This window comes from Brevundimonas sp. UYEF29 (genome assembly GCF_040546195.1).
GTDB lineage: Bacteria > Pseudomonadota > Alphaproteobacteria > Caulobacterales > Caulobacteraceae > Brevundimonas > Brevundimonas huaxiensis.
In genome coordinates this window covers 161,394-179,142 of the sequence record NZ_JBEPNH010000003.1, presented here as the reverse complement: position 1 = coordinate 179,142, position 17,749 = coordinate 161,394, and the positions used below count along the sequence as shown (strand labels likewise).

At 69.0% G+C, this 17,749-nt stretch carries 20 protein-coding genes; 7 read left to right on the top strand and 13 right to left on the bottom strand.

Translation table 11 applies throughout. The features are described from left to right. Positions 1-3 precede the first annotated feature (3 nt). Positions 4-333 carry a DUF1491 family protein gene (locus ABIB58_RS06505; RefSeq protein WP_354039779.1) on the bottom strand — a complete coding sequence of 110 codons (330 nt, stop codon included), beginning with the start codon at positions 331-333 and terminating at the stop codon, positions 4-6. 55 nt (positions 334-388) lie between these two features. On the opposite strand from ABIB58_RS06505, the gene ABIB58_RS06500 reads away from it, so the two are divergent. After that, a complete protein-coding gene (locus tag ABIB58_RS06500; RefSeq protein ID WP_354039777.1) occupies positions 389-1,249 on the top strand; it encodes a hypothetical protein in 861 nt (286 codons plus the stop codon). Here ABIB58_RS06500 and ABIB58_RS06495 read toward each other — a convergent pair. After that, positions 1,246-1,509 (bottom strand): hypothetical protein, encoded by a 264-nt coding sequence (locus ABIB58_RS06495; RefSeq protein ID WP_354039775.1) that lies wholly within the window; start codon positions 1,507-1,509, stop codon positions 1,246-1,248. The two genes, ABIB58_RS06500 and ABIB58_RS06495, sit on opposite strands and share 4 nt — an antisense overlap. Before the next feature lie 79 nt (positions 1,510-1,588). Then, positions 1,589-3,286: a sensor histidine kinase gene (locus ABIB58_RS06490; RefSeq protein ID WP_354039773.1), complete on the bottom strand. Its 1,698-nt coding sequence runs from the start codon at positions 3,284-3,286 to the stop codon at positions 1,589-1,591. A gap of 164 nt (positions 3,287-3,450) precedes the next feature. On the opposite strand from ABIB58_RS06490, the gene ABIB58_RS06485 reads away from it, so the two are divergent. Together ABIB58_RS06485 and ABIB58_RS06480 are read left to right on the top strand one after the other, a co-directional pair. Further along, entirely contained in the window at positions 3,451-3,888 is a 438-nt protein-coding gene (locus ABIB58_RS06485) for a SufE family protein (protein WP_039244705.1), read from the top strand. 61 nt (positions 3,889-3,949) lie between these two features. After that, positions 3,950-4,618 (top strand): hypothetical protein, encoded by a 669-nt coding sequence (locus ABIB58_RS06480; RefSeq protein ID WP_039244703.1) that lies wholly within the window; start codon positions 3,950-3,952, stop codon positions 4,616-4,618. On the opposite strand, the gene ABIB58_RS06475 is transcribed toward ABIB58_RS06480, so the two are convergent. The 3 genes from ABIB58_RS06475 to ABIB58_RS06465 form a co-directional block, all read right to left on the bottom strand. Further along, entirely contained in the window at positions 4,526-5,362 is an 837-nt protein-coding gene (locus ABIB58_RS06475; protein WP_354039770.1) for a hypothetical protein, read from the bottom strand. The genes ABIB58_RS06480 and ABIB58_RS06475 overlap by 93 nt on opposite strands. Positions 5,363-5,469: 107 nt before the next feature. Beyond that, positions 5,470-6,192, bottom strand: a complete 723-nt coding sequence (locus ABIB58_RS06470) for a DUF6456 domain-containing protein (protein WP_354039768.1) — start codon at positions 6,190-6,192, stop codon at positions 5,470-5,472. Beyond that, on the bottom strand, positions 6,189-6,527 hold the full coding sequence (locus tag ABIB58_RS06465) for a chromosomal replication initiator DnaA (protein WP_295167360.1): 339 nt from the start codon (positions 6,525-6,527) through the stop codon (positions 6,189-6,191). The genes ABIB58_RS06470 and ABIB58_RS06465 overlap by 4 nt, the downstream gene beginning before the upstream one ends. A gap of 448 nt (positions 6,528-6,975) precedes the next feature. Between ABIB58_RS06465 and ctrA the strand changes: the two genes are divergently transcribed. Continuing rightward, the gene (gene ctrA / locus ABIB58_RS06460; RefSeq protein WP_017505852.1) at positions 6,976-7,677 is read left to right on the top strand and encodes a response regulator transcription factor CtrA; all 702 of its coding nucleotides are present in this window, start codon (positions 6,976-6,978) and stop codon (positions 7,675-7,677) included. 63 nt (positions 7,678-7,740) lie between these two features. On the opposite strand, the gene ABIB58_RS06455 is transcribed toward ctrA, so the two are convergent. The 3 genes from ABIB58_RS06455 to ABIB58_RS06445 all read right to left on the bottom strand — a co-directional run bounded on the left by ABIB58_RS06455 (position 7,741) and on the right by ABIB58_RS06445 (position 11,225). Further along, positions 7,741-9,120 (bottom strand): serine hydrolase, encoded by a 1,380-nt coding sequence (locus tag ABIB58_RS06455; RefSeq protein WP_354039765.1) that lies wholly within the window; start codon positions 9,118-9,120, stop codon positions 7,741-7,743. Positions 9,121-9,207: 87 nt separating this feature from the next. Continuing rightward, positions 9,208-10,521 (bottom strand): sensor histidine kinase, encoded by a 1,314-nt coding sequence (locus tag ABIB58_RS06450; RefSeq protein WP_354039763.1) that lies wholly within the window; start codon positions 10,519-10,521, stop codon positions 9,208-9,210. Further along, positions 10,509-11,225 (bottom strand): response regulator, encoded by a 717-nt coding sequence (locus tag ABIB58_RS06445; RefSeq protein ID WP_354039761.1) that lies wholly within the window; start codon positions 11,223-11,225, stop codon positions 10,509-10,511. The genes ABIB58_RS06450 and ABIB58_RS06445 overlap by 13 nt, the downstream gene beginning before the upstream one ends. 195 nt (positions 11,226-11,420) lie before the next feature. On the opposite strand from ABIB58_RS06445, the gene ABIB58_RS06440 reads away from it, so the two are divergent. Continuing rightward, a complete protein-coding gene (locus tag ABIB58_RS06440) occupies positions 11,421-11,627 on the top strand; it encodes a hypothetical protein (protein ID WP_354039759.1) in 207 nt (68 codons plus the stop codon). A gap of 91 nt (positions 11,628-11,718) precedes the next feature. Further along, positions 11,719-11,958 (top strand): hypothetical protein, encoded by a 240-nt coding sequence (locus ABIB58_RS06435; protein ID WP_354039757.1) that lies wholly within the window; start codon positions 11,719-11,721, stop codon positions 11,956-11,958. An 81-nt stretch (positions 11,959-12,039) separates the two neighbouring features. On the opposite strand, the gene ABIB58_RS06430 is transcribed toward ABIB58_RS06435, so the two are convergent. The 3 genes from ABIB58_RS06430 to fliI all read right to left on the bottom strand — a co-directional run bounded on the left by ABIB58_RS06430 (position 12,040) and on the right by fliI (position 15,063). Continuing rightward, positions 12,040-13,074 carry an endo-1,4-beta-xylanase gene (locus tag ABIB58_RS06430; protein ID WP_354039755.1) on the bottom strand — a complete coding sequence of 345 codons (1,035 nt, stop codon included), beginning with the start codon at positions 13,072-13,074 and terminating at the stop codon, positions 12,040-12,042. 226 nt (positions 13,075-13,300) lie between these two features. Beyond that, entirely contained in the window at positions 13,301-13,711 is a 411-nt protein-coding gene (locus ABIB58_RS06425; RefSeq protein ID WP_055803572.1) for a flagellar export protein FliJ, read from the bottom strand. Between the two features lie 8 nt (positions 13,712-13,719). Then, on the bottom strand, positions 13,720-15,063 hold the full coding sequence (gene fliI, locus ABIB58_RS06420; protein WP_045810469.1) for a flagellar protein export ATPase FliI: 1,344 nt from the start codon (positions 15,061-15,063) through the stop codon (positions 13,720-13,722). 203 nt (positions 15,064-15,266) lie between these two features. On the opposite strand from fliI, the gene ABIB58_RS06415 reads away from it, so the two are divergent. Further along, positions 15,267-16,766 (top strand): methyl-accepting chemotaxis protein, encoded by a 1,500-nt coding sequence (locus ABIB58_RS06415; protein WP_045810468.1) that lies wholly within the window; start codon positions 15,267-15,269, stop codon positions 16,764-16,766. Here ABIB58_RS06415 and ABIB58_RS06410 read toward each other — a convergent pair. Beyond that, positions 16,763-17,671 (bottom strand): EamA family transporter, encoded by a 909-nt coding sequence (locus ABIB58_RS06410; protein ID WP_045810467.1) that lies wholly within the window; start codon positions 17,669-17,671, stop codon positions 16,763-16,765. The genes ABIB58_RS06415 and ABIB58_RS06410 overlap by 4 nt on opposite strands. Positions 17,672-17,749: the final 78 nt, after the last annotated feature.

Genomic DNA, 17,749 nt, shown 5'->3' with positions numbered 1-17,749 from the left:
CATCTACCCCTGCACCGTCTCCGTGATGAAATGCCTCCCCTGCCGATCCTCGATCTCGACCACCCACAGGTCCGGGTCATACCCGCGCTGGCGGGCGATATAGGCGTCCAGTTCGGTTTCGCTGTCGGACGTCACCGGCTGGATCCACAGGCGGTCGCCGTCGGGGCCGAAGGCTTCGGTGAACAGGCGGGCGGTGCGGGTGGTGGTGTCGTAGGCCTTGACGATGACCGAGCCGGCGCGGTCGTCGCCCTTTTTGACCACGGTCGCATAGGCGCCCTCGATCTGGGCGCGGCGGATCAGGGCGCTGACCCACAGGTCGCTGGAAAGAAGCAATTCGCTAACCCTGCTCGAACACGGAACCCCAACCCTGGCGCGCTAGGGTCGGGGCATGAGGATAGGCCTTTCCCCCCGGCAAGCCAGAGGTTTCCTGTCGGCCGTGCTGATCGCCGCGACGCCCGTCGCCGCCTTCGCCGCGCCGCAGGACCGCTTCTATGAGCGCAGCTTCGTGCTGGCCGCCAACGACCGTTGCGGCCTGTTCGAGCCGCAGCTGACCGCCGCCCTGACGGCCGCCGCCTGGCAGGCGCGGGGCGCGGCCCTGCGCGCGGGATCCAGCGATCGGCAGTTGGCGGAGACGGCCCAGCGGGCGCGGGCGCGCGCGAACACGACGCCGTGCGGCTCGACCGATCTGAAGACGGTTCAGGGCCGGGTCCAGACCGCCTTTTCCGGCTGGTCGCGCACGACGCGGATGGAGTTTCCGGGCGATCGCCGAAAGTGGAGCGCGGATCGCGCGGCCTATGCGCGCCCGACCTGGCGGTTGATGCAAGCGACCGTGACCGGCGCCTCGCCCGTGCGGTTCGGCGTGGTGGGCGGCATGGACCGGCCCGATCAACTGGCCGCCGTGGTGTCCTGGCAGGGGCGCTCGCGGCCGACCGGCGTGCGGGTGGTGATGCGCGACCACACGGTGGCGCCGCGTCCATGGCTGTCGCACGACCTGCCGCCCGCCGCGCAACGCCGCGCCTTCTGGGCCGCCGGCGTGACCAGCGCTGATGCGATGCTGCTGCCCGAAGGTCGCCCGGCCGGTCAGGCCTGGCTGTTCCCCGCCGCCGCCGCCGACGCCCTGTCGGCCTTGGACCCGCGCGAGGTCTTCACCGTCGAATTCCTGTTCCGCGACGGCAGCATCGCCCGCTCCACCTTCGAGGCCGGCGACTTCGCGGCGGGTAGGGCCTTCCTGGCGATGGGGCAGGTTTAGAGGGCAGGATGCGTCGGATCGGCTTTACGGGGCGCGTTCGGCTTCGCCGCCTTTAGCCGGCCACGCAGGGTGAGGACTAGGCCGAAAAGCGTCAGCCCCAGCCCGAGCATGACGACGACGAGGCTGACCTCCTCCGGCCACCGCGACCAACCGAACAGGGTCGCGGCCGATCCGCTCGCGCTTGGCGCGGTCACAAACAGCAGGCCGATCAGCCCGACCGTCAGGCCCAATGGCATGGCAAGCTTCGGCTTCGTGCGCATATCTAGGCCTCAAGACGCGATGGCGTTCTATATGAACTGCTAGAGATGCGCGCGCGTCCTCACAACCCAAAGCTGACGCTCAGGCCTCAACCGTCGCTGGCGGCCCTTCGCTCGGCTGTGGATCCAGCGACCCCGCCGCCACCATCACCGGCAACCGGATCATCACCGCGGCGCCTTCGCCCAGGGTGCTGTCGATGGTCATGCGGCCGCCGTGCAGTTCGGTCAGGCTGCGGACCAAGGACAGGCCCAGGCCGGTGCCTTGCGCCTTCTGGTCGGCGCCGCCGGCCTGTTCGAAGGGGCGGCCCAGGCGTTGCAGGTCTTGCGGCGCGATGCCGACGCCGGTGTCGGACACGGCCAGATCCAGATCCGGTCCGTCCGCGTCGAGGGTGATGGTGACCGAGCCGCCGGTCGGGGTGAACTTGACCGCATTGGACAGCAGGTTCAACGCCATCTGCTTCAGGGCGCGGGCGTCGGCGCGGACCTTGATCGGCTCGGACGGCAGGACGGCGGCCAGATCGACCCCCTTGTCGTCGGCCTGAAGCCGGACCAGGGCGACGGCGGCGGACACGGCGTCGCGGGCGTCGAACGTCTCCATCGCCAGCTGGTAGCGTTCGGCCTCGATCTTGGACAGGTCCAGAACGTCGTTGATCAGGTCCAGCAGGTGTCCGCCCGCCTGATGGATGGCGTCGGCGTATCCGGCGTAGCGTTCGGGCAGGGGGCCGAACAGCTTCTGGCGCATGATGTCGGCGAAACCCAGCACGGCGTTCAGGGGGGTGCGCAGCTCGTGGCTCATATTGGCCAGGAAGCGGGTTTTGCCGGCGGACTGGGCCTCGGCCTCGACGCGGGCGGTTTCCAGCCCCAACTCGCGGGCGAACTGGGCCGTGCCGTCGAACGCCTGGGCGATCAGGCGCGGGCGGTCCGTCTCGTGCTGGAACGGGCCCAGGATCATGACCACCCGGCGGTCCAGGGCGATGCGCGGGGTGAACTGGACCTCGACCGACTGGCCCGACAGGGCGCGGGCCAACGCTGCGGACACGGCCGGGCGGTCCGGCGCATGGACGGCCGAGATCAGGCCCTGTTCGGTCAGGGCCAGCACCGACACCGCGGGCGGCGGCGTGCCCCAGGTGGCGACGGCGCGGCCGGATGGATCGAGCAGCAGCGTCAGGGCCGGCTGATCCTCCAGCAGGGCGGCGATCCGGGCGGCCTGATCTTCGGCCTCGGCCAGGCGACGCTGGCGCGCGCTCCAGGTCAGGCGCATGGCCGCGATGATCGCGCCCATGGCCAGCAGGCCCGAGACGGCGGCCAGCAAGGGGCCTTGCGCCTCCGCCCCGTTCAGCCAGGTCGAGATCAGCCCCGCCAGCAGCGGCAGGGCCACCGCAAAGGCGCCCATCCGGGTCAGACGGTCGGCGCCGACGCGGGCGTGATCGAGGGCGATCCCCGCCGCCAGCGGCGTCAGGATCAGGCCGGGCAGGGCGCCGGTCACGCCGCCGGTCAGGCCGGCCGAGGCGGTGGCGGCCAGGATCCAGCCGCCCATGACCGCCAGCCTCAGCCCCACGCTGTCGCGCACCATCAGCACGACGCCGAACACGCCGGGGAAGGCCATCAGCAGCAGGGCGGCCAGCGGCGCGTCCTTCAGCCTGTCCATCATCTGCGCCGCCAGCGCCGTCAGGGCCACCGCCACCGCCCAGATCGCATGCCACAAGGCGACCAGAGGGGCGCCCAGCGCCGCGTCGTGCGTTGCGTCGTCCTCGTATCTGGCGGGAGCGTCGGGTTTCAAGAAGGGCGGGCCATGGGTTTCGTCTGCGCTCAGACTAGGGCTGCGGCTGAGTCGGTGCGAGGCCGCTCCCCCCTGAGGCGAACCCCATTGCGGCGTTCACCATGAATATCGGGGGACAAAACGGCCGGTTGTCGTTAACGGCCGCGCGGCCTATCTGGCGGCCCATGACCAACCGCACGCCGCCGACCGACACCCTGGACCAGACCCTGGCCGAACTGGCCGAGGATTTCGACCTGCTGGGCGATTGGGAGCAGCGGATCGAATACGTCATCGAACTGGGCAAGGGGCTGGCCCCGCTGGACGAGGCCGACCGGATCGATGCCAACAAGGTGCCGGGCTGTGCGGCCCAGGTCTGGCTGGCGACGACCCAGGACGACGGTCGGCTGTGGTTCGCCGCCGACAGCGACAGCGCCCTGTCCAAGGGCAATATCGCCCTGCTGCTGAAACTCTATTCCGGCCGCACGCCTGACGAGATCCTCGACTTCGACGCCCGCGCGGCGCTGGATCGGCTGGGCCTGCCCTCGGCTTTGACGCGCCAGCGCGCCAACGGCCTGAACAGCATGGTCGGCCGCATCCGCGAGGCCGCGCTGGCGGTTCAGTAGTCGGGGCTTGCAACCGCCGGCCCGGCGACCCACGATCGCAGGGTCGTAACCGGGGGCGCGAATGGACCTGCTGAAGATCCTGCGCAGTTTCGAGGAGTTTCTCTTCGAGGCGGTCAGCTGGCTGGTCTTCTATCCCCTGACCCTGTGGCGGATCTTGCGTGGGCCGCTGGCGGCGATGGACTATTCGGACCGCGAGCAGAGCGACAGCGAGGAGCATCGCTATGACGACGCGCTCAGCCCGCCGCTGTTCCTTCTGGCCACCATCGTCCTGACCAATCTGCTGTCGATGGCGCTGCATGTGCCACAGCCGCCCGAGGCGACCGACCTCAGCCGCGTGGTCTATGCGTCCCAGCAGAACCTGGTCCTGTTCCGCTCGCTGGCCTTCAGCCTGATCCCGCTGGTCGCCGCCGTCACCCTGCTGCGCCACGAGAAGAAGCGTATCGCCCGCGAGACCCTGCGCGCGCCCTTCTATGCGCAATGCTATCTGGCGGCCGTCTGCGTCGCCTTCGTCTCGGTCGGCGGCGCCATCTTCCAGCGGCCCGAACTGCCCAATGCGGTGGGCGCGGCGATCATGATCGTCGGCGCGGCCTGGTTCCTCTTCGTGCAGTCGCGCTGGTTCGCCCGGCGGCTGAACGTGTCAAAGGCGCGCGGCGCCGTGATCGCCGTCCTGGCCCTGATCCGGGCGCTGATCTACCTGCTGGCGATCCTGGTCCCCGTATCCCTGATCTAAGGCGTCAATAGGGGGCATCGACCGGACGTTGCCCGCCGCCGTAACGGTGCAAAGCGAGCGGTAGGGTCCCGTGGCCATGGTCAGCTCGAACTCGCCACGTCCGAGGTCACGCATGCCGATCGGCACACTGGAGCCATAGGGACGATTCTGAAACTCGTCGGCGCGGCGCGAGCAGGCCTGGCGCGCTGCATAGGGGGCGTTCTGCATCCAGCCGCTGTTGGCGTGGCGACGGTTCTGGCCTTCGTCCTCCCCGGCCAGATAGCCTTCGTGATAACCCTCTGTCTCGTGATTGGCGTCATAGTCGGCGCCGTGCAGGGCGGCCTCGTAGCCGCGCTGATATTCCCTGTCGTGGTCTGCACCGGCGTCACGGTGGCGGTTGTTGTGAGCGGCGATGGCGGCTGCCAGGCCGACGATGGCGACCCCGGCCGCAATGGCCGTCGCGTTGGAGCGATCCGAACCGCCCGAGCCGCACTCGCTGCGGCCCGCCTGGTTGATCGAGACGTAGCGGCCGTCGCGCGTCATGATCGACACGCAATCGGCGCCGTTACGCCAATAGGTCATGCGCCCGTCGCCCACGACTTCGGACCGATCGGTAGGCTGATAGCCGCGACGGTTCAGCTCGCCCTCAGCTTGACCGGCGCGCGCGCCGACTAGGTCGCCGAGACCCGAGGGCGTCTGCGCCGCCGCAGGCAGGGCGGTCGCCAGCATCAAGGAGGACATCAGGCAGGCGAGGGGGCGGGACATGGGCGATCTCCGTGTGTCGGGACAACTCAAGGACGATGCCGCATGCCAGTGGATTTCGAAAACCTGCGTTATGGTTAAGCGCGATTTTTGGGTGCGATCGTTGCCCTTCACCCGATCCCATAGTGATCCGCCAGGGCCTGAAGCGCCTGTTTCAGCACGGTCTTGCCCTGGCGGCGGCGCAGGCCGAGGCCCGTTTCGGCCAATTGCAGGCTGTCGCCGTGGATGCAGATGCGGGTCAGGATGGGGCGAAGGCGCGGGCCGACGGCGGTCAGGGCCTGTTCGACGCGGCGGGCGGCCGATAGGGCGCGGTCGGTCGGCTCCATTCGCGCGGCGGTTCCCGAGCCGGCGGTCGGCAGGGCGTCCCAGCGCATGGTGACCGAGGCGCCCCTGGTCGCTTGTTCCGCCTCTCGCCGCAGACGTTCGCCGGCGGCGGTCTCGGCCGGGGTCAGCCAGGGGCGGCCGGACGCGTCCTTGCGCCGGGCCAGCCAGGCGATGGGGCTTTCGCCCAGATTGGCCTGCGCCCGGACCATGCGGCCGTCCACCTGCATCAGGTCGCGCTCGCCCGCCACGAAGCCGGGACGACCAGGGGCGGGGGCAGGGGCGGGGGACGGCGTCGGGTCCGGCTGGGCGCGTCCCGACCAGCCGCCGCCGGGGCGCACGCGCAGGCCGGGCTGGTCGATCAGGGCGCGAAACTCGGTCTCGGTCAGGGTCAGGCTGATGCGGCTGCGGCGATCGGGCGACAGGCGCAAGGCATAGCCGCCGCCCTCGGCCGACAGCCAGGCGCCGGGCTTGGCCATCAGGTCGCGCGCGCGTTCCAGAAGCCGGCTCATTGCGGCAGCTCCAGGCGGGGCGACTGATACAGGCCCTGGATGCACCCTTCGAGGTCGTTCATCAGGTCGTCGATGCTGCGCCGTTCGCGCTCGTCCTCGACCCAGCGGCAGGCGGCGCCGACGCTGGCGCGATTGACGCCGAAGACGTGGCCGACCCGCTCCAACGTCCAGCCATAGGCGACGTGGGACAGATACATGGCCAGCCAGCGCGGGCGGGCCGCGCGCGGGTTCATCCGGCCCCGGCCGGTCATCTGCGACGGATGGGCGCCGGTGCGCGCCGCGATCAGATGAATGGCCAGTCCGGCCTTGACCTGATCCTCCTCGGTGACAGGCACCCTGTATTCCTCCAGCACGAAACGTCTCCCTCTCACGAACTCTCGACGCCGGCATCATAAGCGGTTGCGACGTCGCGATAGGAATATCGTCCTACTGTGCGCCAAAATCGGTCGTGGCGGCTTAACCGCCTTGCGGTTGCGGGCAGGACATTGTGCGTGGTGAGTGGTGAGTGGTGAATGGTTAGGGGGGGGCGTTCGTATGCGCTCTTTCGGCGTCGCCCAATCATGAGTGACGCATCACCACTCACCCTCCGCGCCGACCAGCATGGTTAATAAATTTCGAATCGTTGACTCTAGCCCCTCGACGCCGATTCGCAAATCAGCCTAGATTCGCCTCAATTGGATGGCGTTAACCCTTCTTAAGGTTTTCACGTCTTAACTTGCGAACAAGGTTACCCGGCCGTGTGTCAGGGTGGTTACCGCAAAGCTTTTGCCTGGAGGGGCACGTATGCGCGTCCTGTTGATTGAAGACGATCACGCAACCGCCCAAAGCATCGAACTGATGCTGAAGTCGGAAGGCTTCAACGTCTATACGACGGACCTGGGCGAGGAGGGCATCGATCTGGGCAAGATCTATGACTATGACCTCATTCTTCTTGACCTGAACCTGCCGGACATGAGCGGCCTGGAAGTCCTGCGCCAGCTGCGAGTCGGCAAGGTCAACACCCCGGTCATGATCCTGTCGGGCAGCCACGAGATCGAAACCAAGGTCAAGACCTTCGGCGGCGGCGCCGACGACTATATGACCAAGCCCTTCCACAAGGACGAGCTGATCGCGCGCACCCACGCCGTGGTCCGTCGTTCCAAGGGTCACGCCCAGGCGATCATCCACACCGGCGAGATCGCCGTGAACCTGGACGCCAAGACGGTCGAGGTGAATGGTCACCGCGTCCACCTGACGGGCAAGGAATACCAGATGCTGGAGCTGCTCTCGCTCCGCAAGGGCACCACCCTGACCAAGGAAATGTTCCTGAACCACCTGTATGGCGGCATGGACGAGCCCGAGCTGAAGATCATCGACGTCTTCATCTGCAAGCTCCGCAAGAAGCTGGCCACCGCCGCCGACGGCAAACACTATATCGAAACCGTCTGGGGCCGCGGCTATGTCCTGCGCGACCCGGCCGAGGGCGTCGTCACCGTCGCCGCCTGATCGACCTTCGATCCACGATTTCGAAACGCCCGCCGGTGACGGCGGGCGTTTTGCGTTGAGAGCCTATTGACGCTTAGCCGGCATGTCCCTGCCGCCCTGGTGCAGGATCAGACCCTCGACGGCGCCGGCGGCGTTGCGGGTGAAGGTGATCTGGGCGTCGACGGCGGTCAGGTAGAAGGCGTCCTCGGCCTCCGCCGTCAGTGCGAAGGCCGGCTGGCCGGTGGCCTGGGCCATCAGCTTGCCGTCCACGACCGAGATCGTCAGGGCGAAGGTCGGGGCCAGATTGTAGACGCCCTCATAAGCCTTCAGCACCTCGGGCGAGAGGGCGACGGCGCGGCGTTCGCTGGGCAGGGTGACGGTTCCACCGCGCGCCAGGGTGACCAGGGCCGCGCCCAGCTTGTCCGGCGCGTCGACGTTCAGATTGCCCAGGACGATGACGGCGGTCCGGTCGCCCGGGTCATAGGCCATATAGGTGTTGAAGCCCTCGATGGCGCCGTTGTGCCAGACCAGGCGCTTGCCGTCGGCCTCGGACACCATCAGCCCCATGGCGTAGCCGTTGCGGACCGGCGTGGTCAGGGCGGTCATCGATTGGGCGTTCAGCAGTCGGCCGCCGAACAGGCCCTGTTCCCACTTCAGCAGGTCGTGGGTGGTCGAATACAGGGCGCCGGCCCCGGTCGGGATGGTCATGTCCACATAGTCGGCGTTGACGACGCCGTCTGCGCCCGGCGCATAGCCCGAGGCGCGGCGGGGCAGGATCACGTCGTGGCGGTCATAGCCGCTGTCGCCCATGCCCAGCGGCTGGAACAGATTGGCGGTGACGAAATCGGCGTAGGTCTGGCCGCTGGCCGCCTCGATGATGGCGCTGAGCAGCACATAGCCCGAGTTGGAATAGGCGAACCGGGAGCCCGGCGCGAAGTCCAGCGGCCGGTCGCGGAAGCGGGCGATCAACTGCGGCAGCGTCGCGGGCCGGGTCTTCTGGGCCTCGAAGTCGGAAAAGGGGGTGAAGTTGGGTACGCCCGCCGTGTGGCTGAGCAGATGGCGCGGGGTGATCGCGTCCCAGGCGGCCGGGGCGTCGGGCAGCCAGGTCTTGATCGGCGCATCCAGATCCAGCCTGCCCTGCTGGTTCAGCAGCATGACCGCGACGGCGGTGAACTGTTTCGACAGCGAGCCCAGGCGGAACTTCACATCACCGTCGTTGGGGATGTTCCATTCGCGATTGGCCAGGCCGTAGCCCTGATCCAGAAGGATGCGGCCGTCGCGGGCGACCAGGACGGCGCCGGAGAAGGCGTCGGCGTCGCTGGAGGCGCGGATCACCTGATCCATGCGCGCCACATCCTGGGCGGCGGCCGGGCGGCTGGCCAGCGGGCTGAGCGTGAGGGCCAGGGCGCTGGCGGCCAGCAGCAGGAGGGCCGGGCGACGGCGGGCGAGGGGCGACTGAGGCAACGGGCGGTCTCCTGAACGCGTCACGCTAACGCTTTCAGAGAGAGGCGGCGAGCGCGGCGTTCGGATGCAGGCGCCGCGACCTTTTCGTCAGGGCTGTCGGAAGGTCAGGGTCGCCTCCAGCCCGCCGCCGTCGGCGTTGGCGAGCGCCAGATGGGCGCCGGCGCGTTCGGCCATGCGGCGCGCGATGGTCAGCCCCAGGCCGGAACCGCCGCTGTCGCGCGAACGGGACGGATCCAGGCGGTAGAAGGGCTCGAACAGTTTCTCCAGTTGATCCGGCGCCACGCCGGTCCCGCGGTCGCGCACGATCAGGCGCACGCAATGGTCGTCGCGCACGGCGCTGACGGCCGCATCGCCGCCGTGGCGGACGGCGTTGTCGATCAGATTGGTCAGGCAGCGGCGCAGAGCCTGGGGCCGGGTCGGCACGACGGCGTTGCAGCCCTGAACGAACGCGACCGGCTGGCCCGCCTCGGCCGCGTCCTCGCAGATGGCGGATAGAAGCGCGTCCAGATCGACGGGGGTTGTGGCCTCGACGGTCGTCTCGATCCGGGCCAGGTCCAGCCCCTCGCGGACCAGATGCTGCATGCCCGCCAGATCGCTGATGAACTGGCCGCGCAGAGCCTCGTCCTCGATCTTTTCCACGCGCAGCCGCATCCGGGTCAGGGGCGTCTGCAGGTCGTGGGCGACGGCGGCCAGGACGCGGGTGCGGTCCTCGATCAGGGCCTTCAGTCGGGTCTGCATGGCGTTCAGGGCGGCGGCGGCCTCGCGCACCTCGCGCGCGCCCTCCTCGACCAGGGGCGGGCGATCCAGATCGTGGCTGAGGGCGACCGCGCCGTGGGACAGACGGTTCAGCGGACCGGCCGCCAGCCGCGACGCCATCCAGCCGGTCAACAGCACGGCGGCCAGACCCGCAAACAGCAGAACGGCGGCCTCGCGGCTGAGCGTCCACGGGCGCGGGGCGGGCGGCAGGCTGATCGCCACCGGGACGGGCGCGCGATTGACCGGCCGCAGCACCAGGATGCGGCACCGCAGACGATCGGTCGCCGCGCCGCACGCCCCGGCCGAGGCCTCGAACGCCTTGACCGAGACCCCGTCCACGCCCCGCCGCTTCAGGGCCTCGGCGACCGCGTGGGTCAGGGACGGGTCGGGCGCGCCCAGCCTTTGGCCCGCCGCGTCCGGCAAGCCGTCGGTCAGGCCGGCGGCGGGATCGTCGCTGGAGCCGGCCAGGTCCACGATCCGTTCGGCGGTGGTGAAGTCATGGGCCTGGGACAGGCGATGGCGATGGTTCAGGCCCAGGGCGGCGAAGGTCACGCCCGTCGCCAGCAGGGCGCCCACCAGCAGCAGCAGGAACAGACGGGTGGTCTCGGCCTCGGCCCGGCCGTGGCGGGTTCCTACGCGCGCCATGTGACTGGTCCGACCAGCATATAGCCCAGGCTGCGTACCGTGCGGATCAGGGCCGGCGCCTTGGCGTCGTCGCCCAGCTTCTGGCGCAGGCGGCTGACCCTCAGGTCGATGGCGCGGTCGTCGGCGTCGGCGACGGTGGACAGGGCGCGGATCCGCTCGCGCGACAGGGGCTTGCCGCCGTTCCTGACCAGGGCGTGCAGCAGGTCGAAATCGGCGCCCGACAGCGGGGCCAGCCGCCCGCCCGGCGCTGTCAGCGCCCGCGCGGCGATGTCCAGCGACCAGCCGGAGAAGTCGGCGTGCCGCCCTTCGACCGCCGTCGCCTCGCCGCCGGTGCGACGCAGGACGGTGCGGATGCGGGCCACCAGTTCGCGGGGCTCGAACGGCTTGGCCATATAGTCGTCGGCGCCCATCTCCAGTCCCACGATCCGGTCGATCGGATCGCCGCGCGCCGTCAGGATGATGACCGGCGTTTTGGACGCCGCCCGGATGCCGCGACACAGCGACAGGCCGTCCTCGTCCGGCAGGTTCAGGTCCAGCACCACCAGATCGACCGGCCCGGCCTCCAGCGCCGCCTTCATGGTTCGCCCGTCGGCGGCCTTCACCGTGCGAAACCCGTGCTGTTCCAGATGATCGGACAACAGGTTTCGTATCTCGCGGTCGTCGTCGACGACCAGAAGGACGGGGGCGGCGGAAGTCTGGGACATTGGCGTTCGGCGAGCGGGAAGAAGCGCGATCTGTCGTCCTGTCTCATGGCCAAAGCGCGGCGGATACAGTCGGACACAATTCTCTTCGCCGACGATACGCGGCGACATCGACCGGCCCCGAACCGGCCGGACGCGGGTCCGAAACAGTGACTGTCCGACACGAGGCCGGACGCCAAACACACAGAAAGACCCGCCATGAAGTCCTTCCGTTCCACCGCCGCTTTCGGGGCCGCCGCCCTGGTGATCCTGACCAGCGGCGCAGCCTTCGCCGGCACGTCACCGGCTTCGTCGGGGGCCCCGTCGTCGGGCGCTCACGCCCGCCCCGCCGCCTCGGCCCGTGCGCATCATCGGGTCAGCCACGCCCGCACCCACCGCGCCGTGACCCCCGCCAAGAAGAAGTAAGGCCCGACGCCTTGCTGGTCCTGCCGGCGTCCCCGGCCGGCAGGACCCCCGACACTCCTGAGACTTCGACCTTCAAACGAAAGACATCGACATGAAATCCTTCCGCACCGCCGCCGCCGTTTCGGCCGTCGCCTTCGTCGCCCTGACCAGCGGCGCCGCCTTCGCCGGCACGACCCCGGCGCCCTCGACCGCCATGACCGCCCGTCCGGCCGCGACCGCTTCGGCGACGACCCCTGCGCCGTCGGCCCGCGCCCCGCGCGCACATCGTCGCGGCCATCAAGTCCAGGCCCAGACCTCGGTCCAGACGCCCGCGACCGCCAAGAAGAAGTAAACCGGCCGCCCCAACCGGTTCGTAAAGGAACGCCCGGCTGTCGCAGGACGGCCGGGCGTTTCCGTATTCAGAAGCGTGTCGTCAGGCGGGGGTCTTGAAGCCTGCCGCAATGGCGGCCGCCATCGGATTGGGACGGCCGAAGCTGTCGAAGGGCAGGGGCTTGTCCCGCCCGTCGTCCTTGTCGCCCTGGCGATACCAGCTGTCGGTGTCGCGCAGGCCCCAGACGGTGAAGGCGAACTGCTGGGCCTTGGGCAGGGCGGCGAAGGCCGAGGCCAGTTCGGTGACGCGGGCGCCTTGCGCCGCGATCCGGTCGGCCTGGCTGCGGAGGTCCAGCCGGTTTTCGGTGCGCAGGGTGCAGTCCAGTTCCGACACATGGATCGGCAGGCCGAACTGGCTGATCTCGCGCATATAGGCGGCGATGACGCCCTCGGGGATGTCGATCCACAGATGGGATTGCAGGCCCACGCCCTGCAGCGGACAGCCCGCCTTCAGCAGCCGTTCGACCAGTTTCAGGAACTGCGCGCCCTTGGCCGGCACGCTTTCCTGATTGTATTCGTTGAGAAACAGGACGGCCTCTGGATCCGCGATCCGGGCCTTTTCGAACGCGCGCAGGATATAGCCGTCCTGGCCGTATCGCGCCGACCAGTGACAGTCGCGCATTCCCGACCCGTCGTCCAGGATCGGCTCATTGACCACGTCCCAGCTGCGGACCTTGCCCCGATAGCGGCCGGCGACAGTCGAGATATAGCCGTCGAAGGCGCGGTCGAAGGCGGCGCCCGACAGGCCGGCGAAGGCCTCCTTGCCCTGCGCGTACCAGATCAGGGTGTGGCCATGCATCGCCATGCCCTCGGCCCGGGCGAAGGCGGCGATACGGTCCGAGCGGTCGAAGTTGGGCCGGTCCAGGCCGTTCGCCAGGATGTATTCCATCTTCATCTCCCACTCGGGCGTGAGTTGGGAGACGTTGGCGCGGGCCAGCGCGACCCAGTCGGGGTCGTCGATCTGGCTGGCCTTGACGCAGGTTCCGACCGGGCAGCCGATCAGGGACTTCAGCGGCGGGACGCTGGGCGGCGAAGGCTCCGCCGAGGCGAAGCGGTCGCAGGCGGCCAGGTTGCTCAAGGAAAGCGCGAGCGGAGCGGCGAGGATGGTGCGGCGTGAAAAGTCCTCCCCCGAGGAGCGTAGCGGAACGGGGGAGGGGGACCGCGAAGCGGTGGAGGGGGCGACCTCAGACTCGATCTGAACAGGGCGTGCAAAAACCGAAGACGAGGGTCCGTGCGACGTCCGCCCCCTCCACCACGCTACGCGCGGTCCCCCTCCCCCGCGATGCGAGGGAGGATCTTTGGAATCAGACTGCACGCTTCCGCAGGCCCAGCTCGTCGAAGGCGGCGGTTTCGCGCTTGGCGAGGGCGATCAGCTGGTTCAGACGGGTGGTTTCGGCGACGTGTTCGAACTTCTTCAGCTCTTCGAAGGCGCCGGTCAGGGCGTCGCGGGCGCCGGCTTCCTCGGCGTCCAGTACCGACAGGTCGCCTTCGGCGGCGGCCTTCCTGGATTTCCAGCCGTTCAGATAGGCGCCCAGCATCATGCCGGCCTCGGCGTCCATGCGGGCGCGGTTGCGTTCGCCCTCGGCCTCGGCGTCCAGCACGGCGATGCGCAGTTCGGCGCCGGCGCGGCGTTCGGCGATCTCGGCCAAGCGCTTCTGCAGCGTCTCGACTTCATAGTTGGAGATGCGGATCAGGGATTGGGCCCAAGCGGTCATCTAAATCATCACTCCCTGATCATGCCTTGGTTCAGGATTGCTTCCAGCCGGGTAAAGGAATCGGAAAGACGCGTCGCATCGTCCTTGTCCTGACCCAGAAAATCTTCGAGGGCCGGGTTCAGGGCGATGGCCCGATCCACGATGGGGTCGGCGCCGGTGCGGTAGGCGCCGATCTTGATCAGCTCTTCCATATTCGCATAGGCCGACAGGCACTGGCGGGCGCGCTTGTTCAGCTCGCGCTCGGCCGGGGTCTGACAGCCGGGCAGGGTGCGGCTGACCGACTTCAGCACGTCGATGGCGGGGAAACGCCCACGCTCGGCGATCTTGCGATCCATGACGATGTGGCCGTCCAGAATACCGCGCACGGCGTCGGCGATCGGCTCGTCATGGTCGCCGCCGTCCACCAGGACGGTGAAGAGGGCGGTGATGGGCGCCGCCGTCGTGCCGTCGGGCCGGATCGGGCCGGGACCAGCGCGCTCCAGCAGTTTGGGCAGTTCGGTGAAGACGGTGGGGGTATAGCCCTTGGTGGTCGGAGGCTCGCCGGCGGCCAGCCCGATCTCGCGCTGGGCCATCGCAAAGCGGGTGACGCTGTCCATCAGGCACAGAACTTCAAGGTCCTGGTCGCGCAGATATTCGGCGATGGCCATGGTCATGTATGCCGACTGGCGGCGCTTCAGGGCCGGCTCGTCCGAGGTGGCGACCACGACGACGGCGCGTTTCAGCCCCTCTTCGCCCAGGGTCTCTTCCACGAACTCGCGCACCTCGCGTCCCCGTTCGCCGATCAGGCCGACGACGACGGCGTCGCAGGTGGCCTCTTTTGCCAGCATGGACAGCAGCACCGACTTGCCCACGCCCGATCCGGCGAAGATGCCCAGGCGCTGGCCCCGGCAGGTGGTGGTGAAGACGTCCATGGCCCGCACGCCCAGATCCAGCCGCTCGCCGACCCGGCCGCGCGAATGGGCGGGCGGGGGCGGGGCGCGCAAGGGATAGGGGGCGGGGCCTTGGGGCAGCGGCCCCTTGCCGTCGATCGGCTGGCCGAAGGCGTCGATGATGCGGCCCAGCCAGGCCGTCGTCGGGCGCACGCTAGCGGCCTGGTCGATGATGCGGATGTCGGCGCCGGGGGCCACGCCCTCGACCGGACCGAAGGGCATCAGCAGGGCCTTGGAATCGCGGAAACCGACCACCTCGGCGGGCAGGGGATCGTGGCCGCGCCGACCGATCTCGGCCCGGGCGCCGACGGCGAGGCGCGACAGGCCGCCGCGCGACTCGATGAGCAGGCCCGACACGCCCGCGACCTTGCCGGTCACGACCAGCGGATCGATCGCTTCGACGGCGGCGACGAGATTGCGCAAAAATCAGACCCCAGGAACAGGCCTCAATAGATGCGGCAACGTGGTTAACGACCGATGAAGCGCTGCTGCAACGCAGGAGATAAGGCCGCGATTATTGCGTCTTGATTGCAACTCAAGCGGGCAACGATTTTTCAACTAATTAGCCTGTTAATCTTGCAACTGAGGCGGGCGGGGGCCGGCCGATAGCGAAGAGGTTGTGACCTATGTTCGCGCGTAAACCGAAGTCGGACGTGCAGGACCGGCTGATCGATCTGGACGGCAAGATGGCCGCCATCGGCCGGTCGCAGGCGGTGATCGAGTTCAACCTGGACGGCACCATCATCGACGCCAACCAGAACCTTCTGACCACGATGGGCTATAGTCTGGACGAGATCCGGGGCGCCCACCACAGGACCTTCATGGACCCGGCCGAGGCGGCCTCGCCCGACTACGCCGCCTTCTGGCGCGAGCTGAATGCGGGCCAGTTCCTGGCGCGCAAGTTCCGTCGCCTGGCCAAGGGCGGGCGCGAGGTGTGGCTGCAGGCCTCCTACAATCCGGTGTTCGGCCCCGACGGGCGGCCGGCCAAGGTCATCAAACTGGCCATCGACATCACCGCCGACGAGCAGGAGGCCGCGCGCCGCGAGGCCGAACGGGTCGAGGCGGAAAGCGCCCAGACCCTGCTGGTCGACGCTCTGGCGGGGGTGCTGAACAAGCTGTCGGCCGGCGACCTGACCGCGCGGATTGATGCGCCGGTGAAGGGCGACCATGTGCGGGTGCGCGACGATTATAATGCGGCGGTCGAAAGCCTGCGCCAGACGATGGGCCAGGCGCTGCGGGCCGTGTCGGGTCTGAGGGGCGGGGTGGGCGAAATCTCCAGCGCGTCCGACGACCTGTCGCGCCGCACCGAACAGCAGGCCGCCAGTCTGGAAGAAACGGCGGCGGCGCTGGACCAGATCACCGCCACAGTGAAACGCAGCGCGGACGGCGCCAAACAGGCCTCGGCCGCCGCCCTGGGCGCGCGCGCCGAGGCGGACCGGTCGGGCGAGGTCGTGCGCCAGGCGATCGCGGCGATGGACGGCATCAAGCGCAGCTCGACCCAGATCAGCGACATCATCGGCGTCATCGACGAGATCGCCTTCCAGACCAATCTGCTGGCCCTGAACGCCGGGGTCGAGGCGGCGCGGGCGGGCGAGGCGGGGCGCGGCTTCGCCGTCGTCGCCTCCGAAGTCCGGGCCCTGGCGCAGCGCTCGGCGGAAGCCGCCAAGGAGATCAAGACCTTGATCACCACCTCGGGGCAGGAAGTGGCGCAAGGGGTCAAGCTGGTCGACGAGACCGGCGCGGCCCTGTCGGCGATCGCCGTCAAGGTGGCGGAGATGGACGCCCTGGTCAGCGAGATCGCCGCCTCGGCTCAGGAACAGGCGACGGGGCTGAGCCAGGTCAATACGGCCGTCAACCAGATGGACCAGGTGACCCAGCAGAACGCGGCCATGGTCGAACAGACGACGGCCGCCGCCATGAGCCTGAAGTCCGAGACCGAACAGCTGGCCCTGCTGGTCGAACGGTTCGAGACGGGCGAGGCGCCGGCACAGACCCGCGTCCATGACCTGTCGCAAGCCGCCGCCCCCGTCCCCCTGGCCCGCGAACGCGCCCGCATCCGGGCCTTCGCCAGCGGCGGCGCGGCTGCAGCGGCGGCGGCATCGAGCGCGGGCTGGGAAGAGTTCTAGGGCGCGCTCGGCTCCAACTCGATCTTCGCCTCCCGCGTCGTCGCGATGGCGCCGACCGAGGCGGCGACGATGGCGGCGATGGCGAGCCATTGCTGGCCGGTCAGATGCTCGTGCAGGATCACAAGTCCTGCCAGGGCGCCGACCGCCGGCTCGGCGCTGAGCACCACGCCGAAGGTGCGTTTGGGGATGCTGCGCAAGGCGACCATTTCCAGCGAATACGGCAGGGCGCTGGAGAAGATCGCCACCGCCACGCCCGCTAGGATGATGGCGGGGTTCAGCAGGGCGGCGCCGGCATGGGCCACGCCGAACGGGACGACGACCAGGGCCGCCACGCTCATGCCCAGCGCCACTGACTGACCGGCGTGCAGGTGCGACAGCCGCTTGCCGAAGACGATGTACAGCGCCCAGCACAGGCCGGCGAAGGCCGCCAGCGCCATGCCGACGGGGTCCAGCGCGCCGGCCCCGGCCTTGATCGGCAGCAGCAGGCCTAGCCCCACGACCGCCAGACCGATGCAGGCGAAATGGATGGGCTTGCGCGAATGGATCAGGGCCAGGGTCAGGGGCCCCATGAACTCAATGGCGATGGCCAAGCCCAGCGGAATGGTGCGCAGGGCCATGTAGAAGCTGAGGTTCATCGCCCCCAGCACGACGCCGTACAGCGCAATGGCGCCCAGATCCGCGCGGGTCAGGCGGAACCGCCAGGGCCGGAACACGGCGACCAGCAGAACGGCTGAAATCCCGACGCGATAGGCCGAGGTCCCCTCCGCTCCGATCACCGGAAACAGGGTCTTGGCGAAGGATGTGCCGCACGCCAGCGTCACCATGCCCGCAAACAGCGCCAGATAGGGGATCAGGCGCGCCGCCAGCGGCGAGTTCAGGTGGGTTTTCAGGGCCAGCGACGTCATGGCGTAAAGCTAGCGTAACGCCGCTTGCGCTTCCCGGCGATTTTCCGCTTGAATGCGACGGAAATCGTCACTGGAGTC

Coding starts and splice junctions, on each gene's coding strand:
- ABIB58_RS06500 (WP_354039777.1), top strand. CDS start 389: ATGAGGATAGGCCTTTCCCCCCGGCAAGCCAGAGGTTTCCTGTCGGCC.
- ABIB58_RS06495 (WP_354039775.1), bottom strand. CDS start 1,509: ATGCGCACGAAGCCGAAGCTTGCCATGCCATTGGGCCTGACGGTCGGG.
- ABIB58_RS06485 (WP_039244705.1), top strand. CDS start 3,451: ATGACCAACCGCACGCCGCCGACCGACACCCTGGACCAGACCCTGGCC.
- ABIB58_RS06480 (WP_039244703.1), top strand. CDS start 3,950: ATGGACCTGCTGAAGATCCTGCGCAGTTTCGAGGAGTTTCTCTTCGAG.
- ABIB58_RS06475 (WP_354039770.1), bottom strand. CDS start 5,362: ATGTCCCGCCCCCTCGCCTGCCTGATGTCCTCCTTGATGCTGGCGACC.
- ABIB58_RS06470 (WP_354039768.1), bottom strand. CDS start 6,192: ATGAGCCGGCTTCTGGAACGCGCGCGCGACCTGATGGCCAAGCCCGGC.
- ctrA (WP_017505852.1), top strand. CDS start 6,976: ATGCGCGTCCTGTTGATTGAAGACGATCACGCAACCGCCCAAAGCATC.
- ABIB58_RS06450 (WP_354039763.1), bottom strand. CDS start 10,521: ATGGCGCGCGTAGGAACCCGCCACGGCCGGGCCGAGGCCGAGACCACC.
- ABIB58_RS06445 (WP_354039761.1), bottom strand. CDS start 11,225: ATGTCCCAGACTTCCGCCGCCCCCGTCCTTCTGGTCGTCGACGACGAC.
- ABIB58_RS06440 (WP_354039759.1), top strand. CDS start 11,421: ATGAAGTCCTTCCGTTCCACCGCCGCTTTCGGGGCCGCCGCCCTGGTG.
- ABIB58_RS06435 (WP_354039757.1), top strand. CDS start 11,719: ATGAAATCCTTCCGCACCGCCGCCGCCGTTTCGGCCGTCGCCTTCGTC.
- ABIB58_RS06425 (WP_055803572.1), bottom strand. CDS start 13,711: ATGACCGCTTGGGCCCAATCCCTGATCCGCATCTCCAACTATGAAGTC.
- ABIB58_RS06415 (WP_045810468.1), top strand. CDS start 15,267: ATGTTCGCGCGTAAACCGAAGTCGGACGTGCAGGACCGGCTGATCGAT.
- ABIB58_RS06410 (WP_045810467.1), bottom strand. CDS start 17,671: ATGACGTCGCTGGCCCTGAAAACCCACCTGAACTCGCCGCTGGCGGCG.